Consider the following 23083-nt stretch of genomic DNA (forward strand, 5'->3'; position numbering starts at 1 on the left):
ACCCTGGCGGGTCGGATGTTTATTTTCTATAGTTGTAGAGAATAAGCGAACGTAAGATGGCTCACAAGGGTCTGGGCGAAAAATATTTACTGGGAGTGGCCGCGTGCCAAAGATTGTTGACCACGATGAGCGCCGCCTGGAACTGGTGGATGCGACTTGGCGGATCATCGCCCGGATGGGCATTGAGAGCGCCACGATGCGGGAAATCGCCACGGAGGCGGGCTTCGCCAACGGGGCCCTGAAACCGTACTTTCCCACCAAGGACACGCTGCTGACCTTCGCCTTCGGCCACGTCTTCAACCGGACCAACGAACGCATCGCCGAAGTCACCGCGGGACTTTCGGGACTGGCGGCCCTGCGGGCCTTCTGCGTCGAAGTGCTCCCGCTCGATGAGGAACGGATCAACGAAGCCCGGATCGTCATCCCCTTCTGGCAGAAGGCCATCAACGACCCCGGCAAGGCGCAGATCCACCGGGAATCGATGCAGCAGTGGCGGGATGCCATCCGGCGCTATCTCGGGGAGGCCCGGGACAGCGGCGACGTGAGTACCGCCGTCGACGACGACAGCCTGGCCGGGCAGCTGCTCAACATGCTGCTGGGCGCCCAGATCGCGGCCGCGCTGCTTCCGGAGGGCGAGACGGAGCTCGGCCTGGACGGGCAGCTCGAGGGATTCCTTGCCCTGCTGACGGGCCAGCATTGAGCGAGAACAACCAGGAGACGCCGGCAGTGACCATCCCGCACGAAATCGATACCCCGGAAATCTTGATCGACGTCGACATTCTCGACCGGAACATTGAGCGGATGGCATCAGCCGTCCGGGCGCGGGGCCTGAATCTGCGCCCGCATGCCAAAACCCACAAGATTCCCGAAATCGCCGCCCGCCAGATCGCAGCCGGAGCCTCCGGACTGACAGTGGCCACCATCGGCGAAGCCGAAGTGTTTGCCGTTGCCGGAGTCGACAACCTCTTCATCGCCTACCCCCTCTGGCTTTCGCCGCAGAAGTCCGAGCGGCTTCGGCGCCTGTCACAAACTGCGCAGATCACCGTTGGCATCGACTCCGTGGAGGGAGCAACGGCCCTGGGATCCGGCCTGGGCAGTGCCGCGGGGAGCATCAGCGCCCTGGTGGAAGTCGACAGCGGCCACCACCGGAGCGGCGTCCGCCCGGAATCCGTCGCACCGGTCGCAGAGGCAGCAGCGCGCGCCGGGCTGAAGGTCGCCGGCGTGTTCACCTTCCCGGGACACAGCTACGCACCGGGCATGCCGGTCGAGGCGGCCAGGCAGGAGGAGCACGCCCTGAACCGGGCGTCCGAGGTTCTGGCGGCGGCGGGATTCGATGTCACCTGCCGCAGCGGCGGCTCCACCCCGACGGCGATGCTGACCGGGAATTCGGCTGCCACCGAGGTGCGCCCTGGCGTGTACGTCTTTGGCGACGCCCAGCAGCTGGAGCTGGGGCGGTGCGCCGCCGAGGACATCGCACTGACAGTGGCGGCCACGGTGGTCAGCCACCACGCAACCCCCGCGGACGGACCGGCACGTTTCATCATTGACGCCGGCAGCAAGGTTCTCGGCAGTGACCGGCCCGCGTGGGCAAGCGGCTTCGGACGGCTGATGGACTATCCGGACGCCCGGATCACCGCACTGTCGGAGCACCACGCAACCGTCGACTGGCCTCAGCGCGGAACCCTGCCGGCCATCGGCGACAGGTTGCGCGTCATCCCCAACCACGTATGCCTCGCGATGAACCTGGTGGATGATGTCGCAGTGGTGCGCGGCGGCGGACTCGTGGACCGCTGGGCCGTGGCAGCCCGGGGCAAGAACAGGTAAGGGCCGACCGCCCTTCTTCACAAAATCTTTATTCGCCATGTGTTGAAAAAAGATGACAGGGCGGGATTTCGCCGTTAACCTGAAATGACTGTGTTCCAGGACACAGTGTTGGGGACCCGCTAACAGACAGCGAACCGGCGTCAGGAATGTTCATGCCAGCAACCACGGCCCGTCCCGCGGACCAGACCCTCACCTCCAGCGTGGCCACCTCCTTTGACCACTGGAGGCACCTCGTGGCCCAGTCCTTCGTGCCGCTGGCCGCCGAAACGGCCCGGCCCGATCGGTTCCGCGGCCGCATGCGCTCCAGGGTGTTGGACCGCACGTGCATCGTGGAGGTGTCGGCTTCGGGCCACAGCGTCCACCGCACACCCGCGCTTCTGGCCCAGTCCGACCAGCGTTATTTCAAGCTCAACCTTCAGCTGGAGGGCACCGGCCTCCTCATCCAGGACAACCGCGAGGCCGTGCTCCGCCCCGGCGACCTCGCCATCTATGACACCAACCGCCCGTACACCCTGGCGTTCGAAGAGCAGGCCCGCGTGGTGGTGGTCATGTTCCCGCACGACTCCCTGTCGCTGCCGCCGGACTGTGTGGGGCAGCTGTCAGCCGTCCGGCTGGCCGGCGAGTCCAGCCTGGCGGGCATTGTGGGGCCGTTCATCACGCAGCTTGCCGGCAATTTGGAGGCACTCGGCGGGCCGAGCGGTTCCCGGCTCGCTGCCAACACCCTGGACCTTGTGACCACCATGCTCCATTCGGAACTGGATCTGGCTGCCGACAGCATGAAGCCCCAGGCAATGCTGGCGACGTCGGTCCGCGAATACATTGAGCAGAACCTCGCCGACCCGCAGCTTTCGCCGGCCAGCATTGCCGCAGCACATTTCATTTCGACCCGCCACCTGCACAACGTCTTCCACGAGTCCGGCAGCACTGTTGCCAGCTGGATCCGCAGCCGCCGGCTGGATCGGGTCCGCCGGGACCTCAGGGACCCGCTGCACTCGGGCACCTCAGTGGGAGCCGTGGCAGCGCGGTGGGGCTTCCTGGACGCGGCGCATTTCAGCCGCACGTTCCGCGAGGCCTTTGGCGAGTCCCCCAGCGACTGGCGGCGCGGCGCCTAGGTAGCCGGCGCCTTAATCAGACCCCGCCTAGATCAGACCCTGGGCGAGCATCGCGTCCGCCACTTTGACGAAGCCGCCGATGTTTGCGCCCAGCACGTAGTTGCCGGGGTCACCGTACTCGTCCGCGGTGGAGGCGCAGCGGTGGTGGATTCCCACCATGATGTCCGTAAGGCGCTGTTCCGTGTGGTCGAAGGACCAGGAGTCGCGGCTCGCGTTCTGCTGCATCTCCAGCGCCGATGTGGCCACGCCGCCTGCGTTGGCGGCCTTGCCGGGCCCGAACAGCACGCCCGCCTCCTGGAACACCGCCACGGCGTCCCGGGTGGAGGGCATGTTGGCGCCTTCACCGACGGCGAGCAGCCCGTTGCGGACCAGCCGGGCGGCAGCACCGCCGTCGAGCTCGTTCTGCGTGGCGCACGGCAGGGCAACGGTCGCATCGACGTCCCAGACGGAGCCGGCCTCCACATAGGAAACGCCGGAACGGCGCAGTGCATAGTCCTTGAGACGCCCGCGTTCCACTTCCTTGACCTGGCGGAGGAGCCCGACGTCGATCCCCGCCTCGTCCACGACGTACCCGGAGGAGTCGGAGCAGGCCACCACGCTGGCGCCGAGCGCCTGGGCCTTGGCGATGGCATTGATGGCCACATTGCCGGAGCCGGAAACCACCACGCGCTGCCCATCGAAGGATGAGCCCCGGGTCTTGAGCATCTCCTCGGTAAAGATCACCGTGCCGAAGCCGGTGGCTTCGGGCCGGACCAGGGAACCTCCCCAGGAGATGCCCTTGCCGGTCAGCACGCCTGATTCGTAGCGGTTGGTGATTCGTTTGTACTGGCCAAAGAGGTAACCGATTTCGCGGCCGCCCACACCGATGTCGCCGGCCGGGACATCGGTGTACTCGCCGATGTGGCGGTAGAGCTCGGTCATGAACGACTGGCAGAAGCGCATGACTTCGGCGTCACTGCGGCCGCGGGGGTCGAAGTCGGAACCGCCCTTGCCGCCGCCGATGGGCATGCCGGTCAGCGCGTTCTTGAAAATCTGCTCGAAGCCGAGGAATTTCACGATCCCGAGGTAAACGGAGGGGTGGAACCGGAGCCCGCCCTTGTAGGGGCCGAGCGCTGAATTGAACTCCACGCGGAAGCCGCGGTTGATCTGCACGCGGCCTGAATCGTCGGTCCACGGCACCCGGAAGATGATCTGCCGTTCGGGCTCGCAGAGCCGTTCCAGGATAGCGGCTTCCAGGAACTCGGGGTGGCGGTCGTGGACCGGGCCAAGGCTTTCGAACACCTCGACCACCGCCTGGTGGAACTCAGACTCACCGGGGTTCCGCGCCAGTACCGTGTCCCTGACGGCTTCCAGCCGTGCATCCATGAATCTGTCCTTAAATCCGCGAGCAACGGCCAAAAGGATATTTTCAGCCGCCTATGGTTGACCTTTCAACCTTACCGATTAAGACCGCCGCTTGATAGGCGGCGGCACCGAAATCGCTTATTCTCCGTATTGTGACAGAAAAATTCCACAAAATGAGAACTCAATCCAGAACGCCGCAGGCCGGAAAGGGCTACTGATGGCGTATGTTTGCCTGCTCCTCTCCGGAGCTGCACTGTTGCTGAACGGGCTGGCCGCCTTGAACCAGATCCCCCGCCGGGACGCTGCCGTCTTCAGTCTGGTCATCGGGAACGCCCAGCTCATACTGGGTGTTGCTCATCTGACCGTCACCGAGGGAGGCGGGACGCAGTCCCTGCTGGGGGCCGCCGGGATGTTCCTGTTCGGGCTGACGTATGTCTACGTGGGCCTGGACTTCCTGTTGCAGCTCGGATCCAAAGGGCTCGGCTGGTTCTGCGGGATGGTGGCCGCCTGCGGCATCCTGCTCGCGGCGGCGTGGTCCGGGGAGGATCCGCTGCTTGCCGTCCTGTGGCTCTGCTGGACCTACTTGTGGCTGCTGTTCTTTCTTCACATGGCGTTGGGCTTCGAGCGGATGGCACCCCTGATCGGCTGGTCCCTTGTGCTCACCAGCCAGGCCTCGGCAACGGTGCCGGCGTTCCTGGGGATTAGCGGGCAGTGGCCGGCCGGGTTAGCGGCGGCCGCCGCCGCAGGGGCCGGCCTTGCCGCACTTCTGCTGCTGGCGGGCGGCCTCGCGGGGCGAGGCCGCCGCAGCGGAACGGGTGCTGCCGCCGTCGAACGCCCGCTACCCGGCGAACTCCGGCTCTAAGGTCCCTGCCCGCTTCTCCACTACGATTTCCGCCAGCAACCCGGCCACGAACATCACCGGGACGGCAACCAGCAGCCCGAGGGCTGTTTCGGCACTGCCGCCGATGAGGGAGGTGAAGTTGCTGACCACCAGGTAGAGGACCCATGCCAGCAGCAGCGACGCGAGCGCCGGTGCGATGAGGGTCTGCCAGAGTTGCCCCGGCACCCGTTCGCGCCGGAAGAACGCGACAACGGCCAGGGAGCAGAGCATGTACAGCACCAGCAGCGCCGCAACAGCCAGCCCGCTGAACCACGAGAAGAGCGTCAGGACCGGGTCCATTCCCAGCACCGCGAACGGTGCCACGAGCAGCACGGCGACGCTCGTCTGGACCCAGGCGGCGTTTGCAGGGGCGCGGTGCCTGTTGGTCCGCGCCAGGACGGCGGGCAGGGAACCACGCAGGGCCAGCGAGTGGAGGTAGCGGTTGATCCCGTTGTGGAAGGCGATGATGCCTGCGAGCAGGGACGTCACCAGGAGGATTCCGGCGGTCACGCCGGCCCAGGGCCCGAACAGCTCAACCAGGGGGCCAATGACGAACGAGGTGGCGTCCCCTGACTCGAGGGCAGCTCCGGCGGCGTCGATGACGTGCGAGGGCCCGTAGAAGCTCACCAGCATCCAGGTGATGAAGGCGAAAAACACGGCGATGATGCCCACGGAGAGGTACGTTGCCCGGGCCACCGTCCGGTGGGGATCCTTGGCCTCGGCTGAGTAGATGGCAGTCGACTCGAAGCCGAACATGGACGCCACGGCGAACATGATGGCCACTCCCGGGGCGCCGCTTGCGATCGCTTCGGGGGAAAATGAGGCTGCCATGTTGAGGCCTTCGGGGCCTCCGCCCCTCAGCAGGACGGTGAGACCGAACAGCAGCAGAATCGCCACCTCCAGGCCCACGAGGACAGCCAGGACGCGGGCGCCGAGTTCGATGTTCATCGACCCAAGAACCTGCACGCCTGCCATGGTGGCAACGGCAAGAAGCCACCATGGAACGGTCACGCCGGCGGAACCCAGCAGGCCGGAGAAGGCAGCACCATAGAGTCCGTACATGGCGGCCTGCACCGTGCTGTACGCCAGGAGTGCCAGCCAGGCCGCGCCTGTGCCGGTCTTTCTGCCGAAGGCGGCGGTGATGTAGGCGTAAAAGGCGCCGTTGGCCTGCACCTTCCGGCTCATGGCGACGAACCCGACGGCAAAGATGACAATGACGATGCCCACCACGAGGTAGGCGCCCGGTGCCCCGGCGCCATTGCCGAGTGCAGCCGCCAGGGGTGCAGCGCCGACGATGCCGGTCAGCGGAGCCTGGGCTGAAAGAACGAAAAAGAGAATGCCCAGGACGCCGATGCTGCCCGCGCGGAGGGCGGTGGACTGCTCCTTGCGCGGATTTGCTTCTGCAGTCCGGGACTCGGAATTTGAAATACTCATTGGATCCTTCTTAACGGTCATGAGCGTTGGAGGGGTGCTGGCAATGGCCTCGCACCGCTGAATCCAGCTTGGCAGTCCCGGACTGCCGGGGCTTGTCTGGCAGCGATCAGTTGTTGTGCTTCAGCGCACTGGTCGGTGACCGGCGGAAAACAAAAGAGTCCGGATCCCCCGTGCAGGGATCCGGACTCCGGGGGCGAAAGGCAGACTGCCCTTACACCAGGTGGGCGACGAGCCCCGAGCCGGCGGACTGCAGCGGCTCCGACTTAGGCGGCTCGGGCTGGCGGGCCGGCAGCAGCGGCGCAAAGAAGGCCCCGAGCTCCGCCGTCGCGGTCAGCGGCAGGACGTTCGCCACGTACTGGTCCGGACGCACCACCACCACGACGCCGCCGCGGTCAAGGCCGCGCAGCTCGAAGATGTCGGCGTTCGGGTCGGTGCCGTAGACCTTCTCGAGGTAGGTGAGCCTGAACGGCCCGACCTCCGGCTTGAACACGGACGGGACGGCGTTGATGTCGATGCCCCTGTGGTCCTGCTGGTAGATGACCTTCACATCGAACCACGCATCGGCGTCGGCGCCTTCCGGCGTAGCCGCGAGCGGGGACTCCGGTGAGTTCTCCAGCCACTGCGCGAGGTCGGTGGTCGGCGACGGCGCGCCAGCCTCGGCGGGGTCGGCGAACACGTAGATCCGCCAGCGCCCGTCTGCCTTTGCCTGGTGGCCTAGCTGCAGCGGGTTGGTGTCGCAGACGCGCTGCACGGGCGCGGATTTGAAGCGCTTGCCCACCGTGAAGCCGGTTGCAAGTTCCTGGTGCTTGGCCTCTGCCACGATCATTGACGGCGCGTATTCGGTCATGAAGCCCGCCGGGAATTCCGCGGTGCGCACGTAGAAGTCCTCGAGCTCCGAGGGGTCGTCGAACTCCTCGGGCTTCTTGGCCATGAGGGTGGACCATTCCTTGTCGAAATCGATGAGGTTCTTCGCGACCACCTGGCGCTCCGCGGAGTACGTGGCGAGCAGCGACTCCGGGCTGCGGCCCTCGAGCACGTGGCCGAGCTTCCAGCCGATGTTGAAGCCGTCCTGCATGGACACATTCATACCCTGGCCCGCCTTCGCGCTGTGCGTGTGGCAGGCATCGCCGGTGATGAACACGCGCGGCGTGCGGGTGTCCCGCTCGGCGGGCAGGACGTCGTCGAACCTGTCGGTGAGGCGGTGGCCCACCTCGTACACGCTGTGCCAGGCGACGTTGCGGACGTCGAGGGTGTAGGGCTGCAGGATCTGGTTCGCGTGAGCGATGATCTGCTCGATGGTGGTCTTGCGGATGGCGCCGTTGTCGTTCTCGGGCACGACGCCGAGGTCGACGTACATCCGGAACAGGTGGCCGCCCTCGCGCGGGATCAGCAGGATGCTGCCGCCGTCGTGGGACTGGATGGCGCACTTGGTGCGGATGTCCGGGAAGTCGGTGGACGCAAGGACATCCATGACGCCCCAGGCGTGGTTGGCCTGGTCTCCGGCGAGCGTGCAACCGATTGATTCGCGGACCTTGCTGCGGGCGCCGTCAGCACCCACCACGTACTTGGCCCGCACGACGCGCTCCTGGCCTGCCAGCTCGCCGGCGGTGTGGAGCAGGGTCACGGTGACGGGGTACTCGCCCGAATCCGCGACATGAAGGCTGCTGAACTCGTAGCCATAGTCGGGCGTCATCCGGGCCGGTGAATAGGCCATGACGCGGGCAAAGTAGTCCAGCACGCGGGCCTGGTTGACGATGAGGTGCGGAAATTCGCTGATGCCCATTTCGTCGTCCACCGCGCGGGCGGCGCGGTAGATGTGCTGCGGGTTCTCCGGGCTCGGCTTCCAGAACGCCATCTCGGTGATCCGGTAGGCCTCTGCGGTGATCTCCTCGGCGAAGCCGAAGGCCTGGAAGGTCTCGACGCTGCGGGCCTGGATGCCGTCGGCCTGGCCGATCGCCAGGCGTCCGCCGCGACGCTCCACGATGCGCGTGGTGATGTCCGGGAACTGGGAGAGCTGGGCCGCTGCGAGCATGCCCGCAGGGCCGGAGCCCACGATGAGCACGTCGACCTCGTCAGGCAGCTCTTCGGGGCGGTTGATGCCGACGCCGGCGGCCGGCTGGATGCGCGGGTCACCGGAAACGTAACCGTGGTGGTGGAACTGCACGGGCTTTCCTCACTTCACTGTGTGGCTGGCTTGCGCCGATTGCGTGTTCTATATTGGAACAGATGGTTCGATAATAGAAACGGTGGTTATGCTTCAGTACTGTACGTCACATCCGACCCGGGTTACAAGCAGCTTTCCCTCTCCCGAAAACGGGGGTTGACGAAGCGGTCCTCACGGTCCAGTATGTTTCGTATACGATTTCGTACCTGATGAGGAGAACGCTTTGGAGCAGGTCAACGACGACACCCTGGCAGCAGCACGCAAGGTGATCGCGGTGCACATCAACTACCCCAGCCGCGCAGCCCAGCGCGGCCGCACTCCGGCGCAGCCCTCGTACTTCCTGAAGCCGTCGTCGTCGCTGTCCCTGACCGGCACCGCCGTCGAACGTCCGGCCGGCTGCGAGCTCCTTGGCTACGAGGGCGAGATCGCCATCGTCATCGGCAAGGCGGCCCGCCGCGTCGACGTCGAGGACGCCTGGAGCCACGTCGCGGCGGTCACGGCCAGCAACGACCTGGGCGTGTACGACCTCCGCTATGCGGACAAGGGCTCCAACCTCCGGTCGAAGGGCGGCGACGGTTTCACCCCGGTGGGCCCGGCACTCATCCCGGCAGACGCCGTCGACCCCGCCAAACTGCGCATCCGCACCTGGCACAACGGCGACCTGGTACAGGACGACACCACCGAAGACCTGCTCTTCCCGTTCGCCCGCCTCGTGGCGGACCTGTCCCAGCTCCTCACCCTCGAGGAGGGGGACATTATTCTCACGGGCACGCCCGCCGGCGCCTCCGTCGCGGTACCCGGCGACGTGCTGGAGGTCGAAGTGGGCACCACTGACGGTGCGCTGAGCACCGGCCGCCTCACCACCACAGTCACGGAAGGTACGACGGCGTTCGCTGAGTTTGGTGCCCAACCCAAGGCCGATGACCTGCAGCGGGAAGAGGCGTACGGCTCGCGGGAGGCGGCAGGGCTTCCCTCGGCGTCCTCAGTGGCTGCCGCCTCCGTCCTGAGCCCGGAGCTGAAGGCGAAGCTGGAGAGCGTCTGCACCGCCACGCTGTCCTCCCAGCTGCGCAAGCGCGGGCTTAACAACGTCAGCATCGACGGGCTGACCGCCACCCGCCCGGACCGAAAGGTGGTGGGCCTGGCCCGGACCCTGCGCTATGTGCCCAACCGCGAAGACCTCTTCAAGACGCACGGCGGCGGTTTTAATGCCCAGAAGCGCGCCATCGATTCAGTGAACGAGGGCGAGATCCTGGTCATGGAGGCCCGCGGGGAGAAGGGCACCGGGACCATCGGTGACATCCTCGCCCTGCGCGCCCAGGTCCGCGGCGCTGCCGCCATCATCACCGACGGCGGGGTCCGCGACTTCTCCGCCGTGGCCGCCATGGAGCTGCCCACCTACTACTCCAACCCACACCCCGCCGTGCTGGGCCGCCGCCACATCCCGTGGGACACGGACATCACCATCGCCTGCGGCGGCACCACAGTGCAGCCCGGCGACATCATCGTCGCGGACTCCGACGGCATCCTGGTGATCCCGCCGGCCATCGCCGAGGAAGTCGCCGACGACTCGATCGCCCAGGAACGCGAAGAGGTCTTCATCGCCGAAATGGTGCAGCAGGGCCACAGCGTGGACGGGCTCTACCCGCTGAACGCTGAATGGCGCAGTCGGTACGAAGAGTGGGAAGCAGTGGGAAGCAGGCACAGCGAATGACTGAAACGGCCACCGCACCCGCTGCCGAGAACATCCCGGAGAGCACCGCCATCGCTGCCGGCAGCAAGTCCGAGCAGGCCTACCAGGCCATCAAGGCGCGGATCGTGGAAGGCACCTACACCCCCGGTTACCGGCTGGTCCTGGCCGCCATCGCCAAGGACCTCGGCTTCAGCGTGGTCCCGGTCCGGGAAGCGATCCGCCGGCTCGAGGCCGAAGGCCTGGTGAAGTTCGAACGCAACGTCGGGGCCACCGTGGCGGGCATCGACCCCACCGAGTACCTCTACACGATGCAGACCCTGAGCATCGTGGAGGGTGCGGCCACCGCGCTGTCCGCACCGCTGATCGGTGAGGCGGACATTGCCCGGGCCCGCGCCGTGAACGCCGAGATGCGCGAGTGCCTGCAGCACTTCGACCCCGTCCGCTTCACGCGGCTCAACCAGGACTTTCACAGCGTCCTGTTCGAGCACTGCCCCAACCCGCACATCCTTGACCTGGTCCACCGCGGCTGGAACCGGCTGGCATCACTGCGGTCCTCAACGTTCCGCTTTGTTCCCGGCCGGGCCCACCTGTCCGTGGACGAACACGAGGCCTTGCTCCGGCTCATTGAAACCGGTGCCGACGCCGACACCATCGAAAAAGCAGCACGGCTCCACCGCAGCGCCACCCTGGACGCGTACCTCTCCCAAACCAACGCGGGGTCACTTAGCGCCCAATAACGGCCCCGCATCGGGAGGTAACTGACCCCGCGTTGCTCTAGACAGTAAGGAAAAACAACAATGACGTTCACTGCTCCGGAAACCACCACTCACTACGTTCCCGAGAACCTGCCCACCCACATCCAGCACTTCATCAACGGCAAGTTCGTTGATTCCGTGGGCGGCAAGACCTTCGACGTCCTGGACCCGGTCTCCAACCAGAACTACGCCACCGCCGCGGCAGGCCAGAAGGAAGACATCGACCTCGCCGTCGCCGCAGCCCGCGAAGCGTTCACCAGCGGCCCGTGGCCGAAGATGAAGCCCCGCGAACGCGCCCGCATCCTGAACCGGATCGCCGACGCCGTCGAAGCCCAGGAGTCCCGCCTCGCCGAGCTGGAAACCTTCGACACCGGCCTGCCCATCACCCAGGCCAAGGGCCAGGCGCTGCGTGCGGCGGAGAACTTCCGCTTCTTCGCGGACCTGATCGTGGCCCAGTTCGACGACGCCATGAAGGTCCCCGGTTCGCAGATCAACTACGTGAACCGGAAGCCGATCGGCGTCGCCGGCCTCATCACCCCCTGGAACACCCCGTTCATGCTCGAGTCCTGGAAGCTTGCCCCGGCCCTGGCCACCGGCAACACCGTGGTCCTCAAGCCGGCCGAGTTCACCCCGCTCTCCGCCTCGCTCTGGGCCACCATCTTCAAGGAAGCAGGACTGCCGGACGGCGTCTTCAACCTGGTCAACGGCCTGGGCGAGGAAGCCGGGGACGCCCTGGTCAAGCACCCGGACGTCCCGCTGATCTCCTTCACCGGCGAGACCACCACCGGCCAGACGATCTTCCGCAACGCCGCCGCCAACCTCAAGGGCCTCTCCATGGAGCTCGGCGGCAAGTCCCCCTGCGTCGTGTTCGCCGACGCCGACCTGGACGCCGCGATCGACTCCGCCCTGTTCGGTGTCTTCTCTCTCAACGGCGAGCGCTGCACCGCCGGCTCCCGCATCCTGGTGGAACGCGCCATCTACGACGAGTTCTGCGAGAAGTACGCCGCCCGCGCCAAGAACATCGTGGTCGGCGACCCCCACGACCCCAAGACCCAGGTGGGTGCCCTGGTGCACCCGGAGCACTACGAGAAGGTGGCCTCCTACGTGGAGATCGGCAAGTCCGAAGGCCGGCTCCTCGCCGGCGGCGGACGCCCGGAGAACCTGCCGGAGGGCAACTACATCGCCCCCACCGTCTTCGCCGACGTCTCCCCCGACGCCCGGATCTTCCAGGAGGAAATCTTCGGGCCCGTCGTCGCCATTACCCCGTTTGAGAACGACGACGAGGCCCTCGCCCTGGCCAACAACACCAAGTACGGCCTCGCGGCCTACATCTGGACCCAGAACCTGACCCGCGCCCACAACTTCTCACAGAACGTCGAAGCCGGCATGGTGTGGCTGAACAGCCACAACGTCCGCGATCTCCGCACCCCGTTCGGCGGCGTCAAGGCCTCCGGCCTGGGCCACGAGGGCGGCTACCGCTCCATCGACTTCTACACCGACCAGCAGGCCGTTCACATCACGCTCGGCTCCGTTCACACCCCCAAATTCGGCGCCTAAGCAGCAAAGCCAGCCGGCCGCCGTCGTACATTCCCCGCCCCCCTTTCAAAGAAGAGAGAACATCATGACCAACTTCGTTCCCACCCCCAGCGTCCCGGCACCGGACATCGTCCGCTGCGCCTACATGGAAATCGTGGTCACTGACCTCGCCAAGTCGCGCGAGTTCTACGTCGGCGTCCTGGGCCTGCACGTCACCGAGGAGGACGAGAACACCATCTACCTCCGTTCCCTCGAGGAGTTCATCCACCACAACCTGGTGCTCCGCCAGGGACCCATCGCCGCCGTCGCAGCCTTCGCCTACCGGGTAAAGTCCCCCGCTGAGGTGGACGCCGCCGAGGCGTACTACAAGGAACTGGGCTGCCGCACCGAGCGCCGCAAGGAAGGCTTCACCAAGGGCATCGGCGACTCCGTCCGCGTCGAGGACCCGCTGGGCTTCCCCTACGAGTTTTTCTACGAGACCGAGCACGTGGAGCGCCTCACCCAGCGCTATGACCTCTACTCCGCCGGTGAACTGGTGCGCCTGGACCACTTCAACCAGGTCACCCCGGACGTTCCCCGCGGCCGCGCCTACCTGGAGGACCTCGGCTTCCGCGTTTCGGAGGACATCAAGGACTCCGACGGCGTCACCTACGCCGCGTGGATGCACCGCAAGCAGACTGTGCACGACACCGCCCTCACCGGCGGCAACGGCCCGCGCATGCACCACGTCGCCTTCGCCACGCACGAGAAGCACAACATCATCCAGATCTGCGACAAGATGGGCGCCCTGCGCATCAGCGACCGGATCGAACGCGGCCCCGGACGGCACGGTGTCTCCAACGCGTTCTACCTCTACATCCTGGACCCGGACGGCCACCGCATCGAGATCTACACCCAGGACTACTACACGGGCGACCCGGACAACCCCACCGTCACGTGGGATGTCCACGACAACCAGCGCCGCGACTGGTGGGGCAACCCCGTCGTCCCGTCCTGGTACACCGAGGCTTCCCTGGTCCTGGACCTCGACGGCAATCCGCAGCCCGTCATCGAACGCACCGACGCCTCCGAAATGGCCGTCACCGTGGGCGCCGACGGGTTCTCCTACACGCGCAAGGACGAGACCTCCTCGGCAGTGGAGGGCTTCAAGCTGGGAGCCCAGGTCTAACCGATGCTGGACGCGAAGACGATCGAGGCCATTGCGGACGAGCTGCTGGAAGCCGGCCGGACCCGCACCCCTGTGCCCCGCCTGACTGCCCGCTACCCGGACATGACGGTGGAGGATTCCTACGCGGTGCAGCAGCTGTGGCGGCGCCGCAACGAGGACGCCGGACGGACCCTGGTGGGGCGCAAGATCGGCCTCACGTCCAAGGCCATGCAGTCCGCCACCGGCATCACCGAACCGGACTATGGCGCCATCTTTGACGACATGGTGCTCGAAACCGGCTGCTCCGTGGAATGGGACCGCTACACCCACCCACGGGTGGAGGTGGAACTGGCGTTCGTCCTGAAGGACGGGCTCAAGGGCCCCGGCTGCACCATCTTCGACGTCCTGAACGCCACCGACTACGTGGTTCCGGCCCTCGAGATCCTCGATTCCAGGATCGAGATGGAGGGCCGGACCATCGTGGACACCATCTCCGACAACGCGGCCATGGGTGCCATGGTGGTGGGCGGACGGCCGGTGAAGCCGGACGCCGTCGACCTCCGCTGGGTCTCGGCCATCCTCTACAAGAACCAGACTGTGGAGGAAACCGGCGTGGCCGCCGGCGTCCTCGACCACCCGGCCAACGGCGTGCATTGGCTGGCCAACAAGATCGCCGCACATGGGGACTCCATGAAGGCCGGCGACATCATCCTCGCCGGATCCTTCACCCGCCCGCTCTGGGTCTACAAGGGCGACACCGTCCACGCCGATTACGGACCCCTGGGGACTGTCACATGCCGCTTCGAGTAGACGACACCTTCCGGGACGCCCTCGCCAATCAAAACGGTAAAGCGGCCCGGCCGCTGGCCGGGATGTGGGTCTGCTCCGGCAGCCCGCTCATCGCCGAGCTCTGCGCCGGATCCGGCCTGGACTGGCTGCTGGTGGACGCCGAACACAGCCCGAACGGGCTCGAATCCATCCTGGCCCAGCTCCAGGCGATCCACGGCTACCCGGTCCACACCCTGGTCCGGCCGCCGGTGAACGACACGGTGCTGATCAAGCAGTACCTGGACCTTGGCGTGCAGAACCTGCTGGTCCCGATGGTCAACTCGGTGGCCGAGGCGGAGGCCGCGGTGGCCGCTACCCGCTACCCGCCCCACGGGGTCCGCGGGGTCGGCTCCGCGCTGGCCCGCGCGGCCCGCTGGAACCGGGTCCCGGACTACCTCGCCCGGGCGTCGGAGACCGTCAGCGTCACCGTGCAGATCGAATCCACCGCGGCGGTTGAGGCGGTGGAGGACATCCTGAAGATCGACGGCGTGGACGCCATCTTCGTCGGCCCCTCCGACCTCGCCGCCTCCATGGGCCTGCTCGGCCAGCAGGAGCACCCCGAGGTGCGCGCCGCCGTCGAACACTGCCTCGCCGCCGCCAAAGCGGCCGGCAAACCCGCCGGCGTCAACGCCTTCGCCCCGGCGACCGCCCGCGCCTACCTCGACGCCGGCGCGGCCTTCATCCTGGTCGGCGCCGACGTCGCCCTCCTGGCCCGCGGCTCCGAAGCACTCGCCGCCGAGTACATCCAGGCAGCCGACGCCGACGCCGACACCCCCACCAGCTACTGACCCACCCAACTGACTCGCACTTGTTGTCGTTTTGACGCCCCAGAACGACAACAACTGCGAGTCGGTTGGGCCAGCTCTCACTGAGGAGACTTTCCATGACCACTTCGCCCGTACTCTCCCCTGCCATCTCCCCCGAACGTGAGGCTCAGCTCCTCGCGTCCGTGCCCACCGGCCTTCTCATTGGCGGGCAGTGGCGGGATGCGTCCGAAGGCGGCACGTTCGACGTGCACGACCCCGCCACCGGAGAGGTGCTCGCCACCCTCGCCTCGGCCACCAGCGAGGACGCCCTCGCCGCCCTCGATGCAGCCGACGCGGTCCAGGCCTCCTGGGCGCGCACCGCACCGCGCGTCCGCGCCGAGATCCTGCGCCGCGCCTTCGACCTGGTCACCGAACGCGCCGAGGACTTCGCGCTGCTGATGACCCTGGAAATGGGCAAACCCCTCGCGGAGGCCCGCGGCGAAGTCACCTACGGCGCCGAATTCCTGCGCTGGTTCTCCGAGGAGACCGTCCGCGACTACGGCCGCTATCTCACCACCCCCGAAGGCAAGAACAAGATTCTCGTCCAGCACAAACCCGTCGGCCCGTGCCTGCTCATCACCCCCTGGAACTTCCCGCTCGCCATGGCCACCCGCAAGGTCGCCCCCGCCATCGCCGCCGGCTGCACCATGGTCCTCAAACCCGCCAAACTCACCCCGCTCACCGCCCAATACTTCGCCCAGACCATGCTCGACGCCGGCCTGCCCGCCGGCGTCCTCAACGTGGTCCCGTCCTCTTCCGCCTCCGGCATCTCAGGGCCCCTGCTCAAAGATTCCCGCCTGCGCAAGGTCTCCTTCACCGGCTCCACCCCGGTGGGCAAGCGCCTGATGGCCGACGCCGCGCAGAACGTCCTGCGCACCTCCATGGAACTCGGCGGCAACGCACCATTCATCGTGTTCGAGGACGCCGACCTGGACAAGGCCGTCGAAGGGGCCATGGCCGCCAAAATGCGGAACATGGGCGAAGCCTGCACCGCCGCCAACCGCTTCCTCGTCCACGAAACCGTCGCCGCCGAGTTCACCGCCAAGTTCGCCGCAGCCATGGGCGCCCTGAACACCGGCCGAGGCACCCAACCGGAAACCCAGGTCGGACCCCTCATCGACGCCGGCGCCCGCGACGACGTGCACGCTTTGGTGAGTGCCGCCCTCGACGCCGGAGCCACCGCCATCACCGGCGGCGCCCCCGTCGAGGGTGCCGGCTACTTCTACCAGCCCACCGTGCTGGGCAATGTACCCAACGACGCGGCGATCCTCCGCCAGGAGATCTTCGGCCCCGTCGCCCCCGTCACCACCTTCACAACCGAAAACGACGCCATCCGCCTGGCCAACGCCACCGAATACGGCCTCGCCTCCTACCTCTACAGCCGCGACTTCAACCGCCTCCTGCGCGTGGCCGAACAGATCGAATTCGGCATGGTCGGCTTCAACGCCGGCGTCATCTCCAACGCCGCGGCACCCTTCGGCGGCGTCAAACAATCCGGCCTCGGCCGCGAAGGCGGCTCCGAAGGGATCGCCGAATACACCACCACCCAATACATCGGCATCGCCGACCCCTACGCCAACTGAAGGAAAAACATTGAGTACTGTCCAGCACGGGCAGCGCAGCTCGGCAAGGGATAACCGCCGCGTAGCGTTTGCCACCATCATCGGAACCACCGTCGAGTGGTACGACTTCTTCATCTACGCCAACGCCGCGGGCCTGGTCTTCGCGAAACTGTTCTTCGAACCCGCCGGCAATGACATTGGCATCCTCATCTCCTTCGCCTCGGTGGGACTCAGCTTCCTGTTCCGTCCGCTGGGCGCCTTCCTTGCCGGACACTTCGGGGACCGGCTGGGCCGCCGCGCCATGCTGGTCATCACCTTGATCATGATGGGGGCAGCCACCACCCTCATCGGCGTGCTGCCGACCTTCGAGACGGCGGGTATTGTGGCGCCCATCCTGCTGCTGCTCCTGCGCATCCTGCAGGGCATTTCGGCCGGCGGCGAGTGGGGCGGTGCCGTCCTGATGGCGGTCGAGCATGCACCCCGCGGCAAGCGCGGCCTGTTCGGTGCGTTCCCCCAGCTGGGCGTTCCCCTGGGCATGCTGCTGGCCTCCGGTGTCCTGGCCCTGATGTCCGGCGTGGTCTCCCCCGGCGCGGCCTTTGTGCAGTGGGGCTGGCGCATTCCGTTCCTGCTCAGCTTCGTCCTGATCGTCGTCGGCTTCATGGTCCGCCGCAGCGTGGAGGAAAGCCCGGTCTTCGAGGAGATCGCACAAAAGAAGCAGCAGACCCGCGTTCCGATCGTCGAACTCTTCAAGAAGCACTGGCTGCTGGTCATCATCGCGGCGCTCGTCTTCGCGGGCAACAACGCCGCGGGCTACATGACCACCGGCGGCTACATCCTGAGCTATGCCGCCAATCCCGCCGGACTGGCCATGGACCGCACGGAAGTGCTCCTCGCAGTGACCGGCTCCGCTGCCCTGTGGTTCTTGTTCACGCTGATCTCCGGCTACTTGGCGGACAGCATCGGCCGCAAGAAGACGTACCTCATCGGCTATGCCTGCCTGATCCTCACGGTGTTCCCGCTGTTCTGGCTGGTGAACACCGGGAACATCTGGGCGCTGTTCCTTGGCCTTGCCCTGTTCACCGTCGGGCTCGGCCTGACCTACGGCCCGCAGGCAGCCCTCTACAGCGAGCTGTTCCCCGCCTCCATCAGGTTCTCCGGCGTGGCGATCTCCTACGCTCTCGGCGCCATCATCGGCGGCGCCTTTGCTCCGATGATCGCCACCGCCCTGGTCCAGGCCACCGGAACAACGGCCTCGGTGTCTGTTTACCTGCTGATCGTGGCCCTCGTTTCAACGGCCGCGGTCCTGGTGATACGGGAACGCAAAGGCATCGACCTGGGCATCAACAACCAGGCCGAGCAGGAGGTCGGCGCCACCATCTTCGACCGGCGCCAGGCTGCTCCGGCTGAGGCCGCCAAGGCGTCCGCCGGCGTCTAACCCTGCACCTGCAAGCAGAGAGTTTTTGTCCAGATATCGACCGCAAAAGGCCCCGCAACCCACGATATCTGGACAAAACTCTCATCCGTCGGGGGGTACTGGGGGAGCAGTGACGTGCACAGTTCGCCCCAAGTCAAGGGTCCTGCACTCAAAGACAAGCCAGCGGCCCGGCGGACGGACAACACTTAGGCATGCCCGCCTCGCCGACCGGCTGAGCGCACTGTCCTACTCGAAGTGGAGTACCTCTTGGAAACCTACGATGCCCTCCTCGCGTCCATCACCCCCGGCCCCGGCGAGACCCGGACCATTTTCGACCCTGCCACCGGGGGCGTCGTCGGCGAGGCGCCGGTCCACGCCGTTGAGGACCTGGAGCGCGCCGTAACCGCGGCAGTTGCCGCCCAGCCCGCGTGGGCGGCACTGGGCCACGACGCCCGCTCCGCCGCCCTGCTCAAGGCCGCCGACGCGGTCGAACGCTCCGCCGAGGAACTCGCCCAGCTGCTCTCCCGCGAGCAGGGCAAACCCCTGAACGGCCCGAACGCCCGTTTCGAGGTCGGCGCCTGTGCCGCCTGGCTGCGGGCTGCTGCCGGCACCCCGCTGGACCCGGAAGTGATCGTGGACGACGGCGAAACCTACGCCGAGCTGCACTACCGGCCCCTCGGCGTCGTGGGCGCCATCGGCCCGTGGAACTGGCCGATGATGATCACGGTGTGGCAGATAGCGCCCGCCCTGCGCATGGGCAACGCCGTGGTGGTCAAACCCTCGGAGTACACACCGCTGAGTGTCCTGGCGCTGGTGAAGGTTATCAACGAGGAGCTGCCCGAAGGCTTGCTGTCAGTAGTTTCCGGTGGCCGCGACGTCGGAGCCCGCCTGGCCGAACACCCCGCGGTCGGGAAGCTGATGTTCACCGGTTCCACCACTACAGGGAAGGCGATCATCAGGTCCTCCGCGGACACGGTCAAACGCCTCACCCTCGAACTCGGCGGCAACGACGCCGGCATCGTCCTGCCCGACGCCGACCCCAAAACGATCGCTGAAGGCCTGTTCTGGGGCGCCTTCATCAACACCGGACAAACCTGCGCCGCCCTCAAGCGCCTCTACGTCCACGACGACATCTACGACGCCGTCTGCGAAGAACTCACCGCCGTTGCCAAAGCCATGCCCATGGGGAACGGCCTGGACGAAAACAGCGTCCTCGGCCCCCTGCAAAACAAAGCCCAGTACGACATCGTCACCAACCTCGTCGACGCAGCGAAAGCGTCGGGCGCCCGGATCCTGCTCGGCGGCAACCCCGACCCCGGCCAGCCCGGCTACTTCTACCCCACCACCCTCGTCGCCGACATCGACAACAACAACCCCCTCGTCGCCGAAGAACAGTTCGGCCCCGCCCTGCCCATCATCCGCTACAGCACCATCGACCAGGCCATCGAGTACGCCAACGCCCTCGACGTCGGCCTCGGCGCCTCCGTCTGGTCCCCCAACCTCACCGCGGCCCGCGAAGTCGCCGCCCGCATTGAAGCCGGCACCGTCTGGATCAACAAGCACGGCGCGGTGGACCCCCGCGTCCCCTTCGGCGGCGCCAAAAAGTCCGGCTACGGCCTCGAATTCGGCGTCGAAGGCCTCAAACACCTCGGCGTCCCCCAAGTCATCAACGGCTAGTCATCAACGGCTAACCAGCACCACCGGAACCCACGGGCCGCCGTCGCCAACCGCGACGGCGGCCCTTCCCTTTGTGGCTCCGGTGGCGGAGCGCCCAGCGGCTTGTAACCGGTCCGTTGGTTCCCGGTCCGTACCAGCTCCCGCCATAGACTGAAGCCATGCCCCAGACCGGACTCTCCGCCAGCAGACGCTTCCTTCGCGGCCGGATCAGGACAGGGATGGTCCGGAGCCGGAATTCGCTGGTCCCCGCGATCCAGATGACCTTCGGTGCCGTCGGAGCCTACGCATTCGCCGAGTTCGTCCTGGGCCATACCGGCCCGCTGTTCGCCGCCACATCCGCCCTGATTGCCCTCGGGTTCTCTCGCGACCTGCGCATGCGGAGGGTGATGGAGGTGGGCCTGGGCTGCACCATCGGCATTGCTGTTGGCGACATGCTGCTCCACTGGCTCGGGGCCGGGATCTGGCAGGCCGCCGTCGTGCTTTTGGTGTCCATCCTGCTGGCCCGCTTCCTGGACAGCGGCAACATCTTCACCACCCAGCTGGCACTGCAGTCGCTGCTGGTTGTGCTGCTCCCGGCGCCTGCCGGCGGGCCCTTCACCCGCAGCATCGACGCCGTGGTGGGCGGCGTGGTCGCGCTGCTGGTCACCGTCCTGGCGCCCAAGGATCCCCGCCGGGAACCGCGCAAGGACGTCCAGAAGCTGCTCCATGAACTGGCCGAAGTGCTGCGGGAATGCGCTGCAGCCCTGGTTGAGAGCGATTCCACCCGGGCCTGGCATGCCCTGGTTCGGGGCCGGAACAGCCAGCCGCTGGTGGATGCCATGCGGCACTCGCTCCGGGCATCCGGCGAAGTGGCCACGCTGGCGCCCGCCTACCGGCGCCACCGGGATGAACTGGACCGGCTGGAGCAGTCGCTCGAGTACATCGACCTTGCCCTGCGCAACAGCCGTGTTTTTGCACGCCGGCTCACCAGTTCCATCAACCACGCCGCGCTGTCCGACGAAGCCACGGAGAAAATCGCCGAGGTGTTGCTGGAGACAGGGGCGGCCGTGGATGAGCTCTCGCTCGGCCTAGCTGAGGTGCAGGAGGGTGCCCGCCATGCCCACCTGCGCAGCGCGCGGCAGGACCTGGGCGAGATCGCCGGGCGGTTGCATCCGAGAATGCTGAAGGTGCAGAAGCTCGAGGGCGAGACCGTGGTGATGCTGTTCCGGCCACTCATGGTGGACCTGCTGGAAGCCACCGGCATCGATTCCCGCGAGGCGCGCGACCTCCTGCCCCCGCTGTAAAAAGTCCGCTGGTTGAGCCTGGGCCCACGACCGCAGGGTTCCCTGGCCGAGCTTGCGAGGTTAGGGTGCGGTTGGGGACGAAACCCCCTGGCCAAATATTGTCAGACTCGACGGATACTGTGGAGCAATGGCTACAAAGACTTCCCGGGTTTCCAAGGCGCCGGGCTATAAGTGCGCGGAATGCGGCTGGACCACGGTCAAGTGGGTGGGCCGGTGCGGTGAGTGCCAGGCGTGGGGCACCGTCGAGGAAACGGGCGCCGCGGTGGCGCGTACGACGGCGGCCACTACAGTTCTGGAGCCCGCCCGCCCCATTGCCGATATTGACGCCACCACGGCCGCCTACCTGCCCACCGGCGTGGACGAACTGGACCGCGTGCTCGGCGGCGGCGTGGTTCCCGGCGCCGTCATCCTGCTCGCGGGCGAGCCCGGCGTCGGAAAGTCCACGCTGCTCCTGGACGTGGCTGCCAAGTTCGCCCGCACCGGGCAGAACGTCCTGTATGTGACGGGCGAGGAGTCCGCGGCCCAGGTGAAGCTGCGGGCGGAGCGGATCAGCGCGATCGCGGACACCCTCTACCTCTCAGCGGAGACCGACCTTGGCCAGGCGCTCGGCCAGGTGGAGAAGGTGGAACCGAAGCTGCTGGTGGTGGACTCCGTGCAGACGCTCAGCAGCGCGGACGTGGAGGGCAGCTCCGGCGGTGTCTCCCAGGTCCGCGAGGTGGCTGCCTCCATCATTTCGGCGGCCAAACGCCGGAATATGACCACGCTGCTGGTGGGACATGTGACCAAAGATGGCTCCATCGCCGGGCCCCGCCTGCTGGAGCACCTGGTGGACGTCGTGTGCCAGTTCGAGGGCGAGCGCCACTCCCGCCTCCGCCTGCTCCGGGCGGTCAAGAACCGCTACGGGCCCACCGACGACGTGGGCTGCTTCGACCTCACCGAAGACGGCATCCTGGGCCTCGCCGATCCAAGCGGGCTGTTCGTCACCCGCACCAAGGACCCGGTATCCGGCACCTGCATCACCGTCACCATGGAGGGCCGCAGGCCGCTGCTTGCCGAGGTGCAGTCCCTGCTGGCCGAGACCCAGAACTCACAGCCGCGACGGGCAACCAGCGGCCTGGACAGTTCCCGGGTGGCCATGCTCCTGGCAGTACTGCAGCAGCGCGCCGGGTGTCAGCTGCAGAAGGACGACTCCTACGTGGCCACGGTGGGCGGCGTGAAGCTCAGCGAGCCGGCCACCGACTTGGCGGTGGCGCTGGCAGTGGCGTCCGCGAAGCACAAGAAACCCCTGCCCCAGCGCCTGATCGCGTTCGGCGAGGTGGGCCTGGCCGGCGAGGTGCGCCCGGTCCCGGGCATCAACCAGCGGATCCACGAGGCCCATCGGCTGGGATTCACGCACGCCGTGGTTCCCTCCAGCCCCACCGGTCCCGGCCCGGTCCCGGCGGGCTTCAACGTGAAGGAAGTGGGCCACCTGACCGAGGTGCTGGAACTGCTCATCACCAAGCCCTGAGCGCTAGCCAACCGGCGCATCTGTTCGCCGTTCAGCGCAATTCGGCGTTCAGGGCAATTCGCAGTTCAGCGCAATTCGCAGTTGAGCGCAAGCGGCCCGCGCCGTCCCTGGCAGCTCCAG

At 66.8% G+C, this 23083-nt stretch carries 18 protein-coding genes; 15 read left to right on the forward strand and 3 right to left on the reverse strand.

Translation table 11 applies throughout. From position 1 onward, the window contains the following. Positions 1-103: 103 nt before the first annotated feature. The 3 genes from ACTHQX_RS10205 to ACTHQX_RS10215 all read left to right on the forward strand — a co-directional run bounded on the left by ACTHQX_RS10205 (position 104) and on the right by ACTHQX_RS10215 (position 2936). On the forward strand, positions 104-700 hold the full coding sequence (locus ACTHQX_RS10205) for a TetR/AcrR family transcriptional regulator (RefSeq protein ID WP_236806295.1): 597 nt from the start codon (positions 104-106) through the stop codon (positions 698-700). Then, positions 697-1824 carry a D-TA family PLP-dependent enzyme gene (locus ACTHQX_RS10210; RefSeq protein ID WP_440157332.1) on the forward strand — a complete coding sequence of 376 codons (1128 nt, stop codon included), beginning with the start codon at positions 697-699 and terminating at the stop codon, positions 1822-1824. The genes ACTHQX_RS10205 and ACTHQX_RS10210 overlap by 4 nt, the downstream gene beginning before the upstream one ends. Positions 1825-1976: 152 nt before the next feature. Further along, the gene (locus ACTHQX_RS10215; protein WP_236806293.1) at positions 1977-2936 is read left to right on the forward strand and encodes a helix-turn-helix domain-containing protein; all 960 of its coding nucleotides are present in this window, start codon (positions 1977-1979) and stop codon (positions 2934-2936) included. Between the two features lie 27 nt (positions 2937-2963). On the opposite strand, the gene gdhA is transcribed toward ACTHQX_RS10215, so the two are convergent. Continuing rightward, positions 2964-4301 carry an NADP-specific glutamate dehydrogenase gene (gdhA, locus tag ACTHQX_RS10220; RefSeq protein ID WP_440157335.1) on the reverse strand — a complete coding sequence of 446 codons (1338 nt, stop codon included), beginning with the start codon at positions 4299-4301 and terminating at the stop codon, positions 2964-2966. 196 nt (positions 4302-4497) lie between these two features. On the opposite strand from gdhA, the gene ACTHQX_RS10225 reads away from it, so the two are divergent. Further along, positions 4498-5142, forward strand: coding sequence for an AmiS/UreI family transporter (locus ACTHQX_RS10225; protein ID WP_440157337.1), 645 nt, complete (start codon positions 4498-4500; stop codon positions 5140-5142). Here ACTHQX_RS10225 and ACTHQX_RS10230 read toward each other — a convergent pair. Both ACTHQX_RS10230 and ACTHQX_RS10235 read right to left on the reverse strand, forming a co-directional pair. Further along, positions 5119-6594 carry an APC family permease gene (locus tag ACTHQX_RS10230; protein ID WP_440157339.1) on the reverse strand — a complete coding sequence of 492 codons (1476 nt, stop codon included), beginning with the start codon at positions 6592-6594 and terminating at the stop codon, positions 5119-5121. The genes ACTHQX_RS10225 and ACTHQX_RS10230 overlap by 24 nt on opposite strands. A 211-nt stretch (positions 6595-6805) precedes the next feature. Beyond that, positions 6806-8758, reverse strand: coding sequence for an FAD-binding monooxygenase (locus ACTHQX_RS10235; protein WP_440157341.1), 1953 nt, complete (start codon positions 8756-8758; stop codon positions 6806-6808). 223 nt (positions 8759-8981) lie between these two features. Here ACTHQX_RS10235 and ACTHQX_RS10240 point away from each other — a divergent pair, with 223 nt between their 5' ends. The 11 genes from ACTHQX_RS10240 to radA all read left to right on the forward strand — a co-directional run bounded on the left by ACTHQX_RS10240 (position 8982) and on the right by radA (position 22963). Further along, entirely contained in the window at positions 8982-10469 is a 1488-nt protein-coding gene (locus tag ACTHQX_RS10240; protein WP_440157343.1) for a fumarylacetoacetate hydrolase family protein, read from the forward strand. Next, entirely contained in the window at positions 10466-11185 is a 720-nt protein-coding gene (locus ACTHQX_RS10245; protein ID WP_440157345.1) for a GntR family transcriptional regulator, read from the forward strand. Before ACTHQX_RS10240 ends, ACTHQX_RS10245 begins: the two co-directional genes overlap by 4 nt. A gap of 60 nt (positions 11186-11245) precedes the next feature. Beyond that, positions 11246-12760 (forward strand): 5-carboxymethyl-2-hydroxymuconate semialdehyde dehydrogenase, encoded by a 1515-nt coding sequence (gene hpaE, locus ACTHQX_RS10250; protein ID WP_440157347.1) that lies wholly within the window; start codon positions 11246-11248, stop codon positions 12758-12760. A 64-nt stretch (positions 12761-12824) separates the two neighbouring features. After that, the gene (gene hpaD, locus ACTHQX_RS10255) at positions 12825-13907 is read left to right on the forward strand and encodes a 3,4-dihydroxyphenylacetate 2,3-dioxygenase (protein WP_440157349.1); all 1083 of its coding nucleotides are present in this window, start codon (positions 12825-12827) and stop codon (positions 13905-13907) included. A gap of 3 nt (positions 13908-13910) precedes the next feature. Further along, entirely contained in the window at positions 13911-14696 is a 786-nt protein-coding gene (hpaH, locus tag ACTHQX_RS10260) for a 2-oxo-hept-4-ene-1,7-dioate hydratase (protein ID WP_236806285.1), read from the forward strand. Continuing rightward, positions 14681-15502 (forward strand): HpcH/HpaI aldolase family protein, encoded by an 822-nt coding sequence (locus tag ACTHQX_RS10265; RefSeq protein WP_440157351.1) that lies wholly within the window; start codon positions 14681-14683, stop codon positions 15500-15502. The genes hpaH and ACTHQX_RS10265 overlap by 16 nt, the downstream gene beginning before the upstream one ends. Before the next feature lie 95 nt (positions 15503-15597). Continuing rightward, positions 15598-17103 carry an NAD-dependent succinate-semialdehyde dehydrogenase gene (locus ACTHQX_RS10270; RefSeq protein ID WP_440157353.1) on the forward strand — a complete coding sequence of 502 codons (1506 nt, stop codon included), beginning with the start codon at positions 15598-15600 and terminating at the stop codon, positions 17101-17103. Positions 17104-17113: 10 nt separating this feature from the next. Then, positions 17114-18517, forward strand: a complete 1404-nt coding sequence (locus ACTHQX_RS10275; protein WP_440157355.1) for an MFS transporter — start codon at positions 17114-17116, stop codon at positions 18515-18517. A 246-nt stretch (positions 18518-18763) separates the two neighbouring features. Next, the gene (locus ACTHQX_RS10280; protein WP_440157357.1) at positions 18764-20173 is read left to right on the forward strand and encodes an aldehyde dehydrogenase family protein; all 1410 of its coding nucleotides are present in this window, start codon (positions 18764-18766) and stop codon (positions 20171-20173) included. A gap of 158 nt (positions 20174-20331) precedes the next feature. Next, positions 20332-21456 (forward strand): FUSC family protein, encoded by a 1125-nt coding sequence (locus tag ACTHQX_RS10285; RefSeq protein ID WP_440157359.1) that lies wholly within the window; start codon positions 20332-20334, stop codon positions 21454-21456. 127 nt (positions 21457-21583) lie between these two features. Further along, positions 21584-22963, forward strand: a complete 1380-nt coding sequence (radA, locus tag ACTHQX_RS10290) for a DNA repair protein RadA (protein WP_440157361.1) — start codon at positions 21584-21586, stop codon at positions 22961-22963. Positions 22964-23083 lie beyond the last annotated feature (120 nt).

The sequence above is a fragment of the Arthrobacter sp. SAFR-023 genome (genome assembly GCF_051965295.1).
In the GTDB taxonomy this organism is placed as follows: Bacteria; Actinomycetota; Actinomycetes; order Actinomycetales; family Micrococcaceae; genus Arthrobacter.

What these genes read in the sequence shown, in the direction of transcription:
- hpaE (WP_440157347.1), top strand. Translation starts at nt 11,246, where the DNA reads ATGACGTTCACTGCTCCGGAAACCACCACTCACTACGTTCCCGAGAAC.
- hpaD (WP_440157349.1), top strand. Translation starts at nt 12,825, where the DNA reads ATGACCAACTTCGTTCCCACCCCCAGCGTCCCGGCACCGGACATCGTC.
- ACTHQX_RS10270 (WP_440157353.1), top strand. Translation starts at nt 15,598, where the DNA reads ATGACCACTTCGCCCGTACTCTCCCCTGCCATCTCCCCCGAACGTGAG.
- ACTHQX_RS10230 (WP_440157339.1), bottom strand. Translation starts at nt 6,594, where the DNA reads ATGAGTATTTCAAATTCCGAGTCCCGGACTGCAGAAGCAAATCCGCGC.
- radA (WP_440157361.1), top strand. Translation starts at nt 21,584, where the DNA reads ATGGCTACAAAGACTTCCCGGGTTTCCAAGGCGCCGGGCTATAAGTGC.
- ACTHQX_RS10245 (WP_440157345.1), top strand. Translation starts at nt 10,466, where the DNA reads ATGACTGAAACGGCCACCGCACCCGCTGCCGAGAACATCCCGGAGAGC.
- hpaH (WP_236806285.1), top strand. Translation starts at nt 13,911, where the DNA reads ATGCTGGACGCGAAGACGATCGAGGCCATTGCGGACGAGCTGCTGGAA.
- ACTHQX_RS10225 (WP_440157337.1), top strand. Translation starts at nt 4,498, where the DNA reads ATGGCGTATGTTTGCCTGCTCCTCTCCGGAGCTGCACTGTTGCTGAAC.
- ACTHQX_RS10215 (WP_236806293.1), top strand. Translation starts at nt 1,977, where the DNA reads ATGCCAGCAACCACGGCCCGTCCCGCGGACCAGACCCTCACCTCCAGC.
- ACTHQX_RS10285 (WP_440157359.1), top strand. Translation starts at nt 20,332, where the DNA reads ATGCCCCAGACCGGACTCTCCGCCAGCAGACGCTTCCTTCGCGGCCGG.
- gdhA (WP_440157335.1), bottom strand. Translation starts at nt 4,301, where the DNA reads ATGGATGCACGGCTGGAAGCCGTCAGGGACACGGTACTGGCGCGGAAC.
- ACTHQX_RS10265 (WP_440157351.1), top strand. Translation starts at nt 14,681, where the DNA reads ATGCCGCTTCGAGTAGACGACACCTTCCGGGACGCCCTCGCCAATCAA.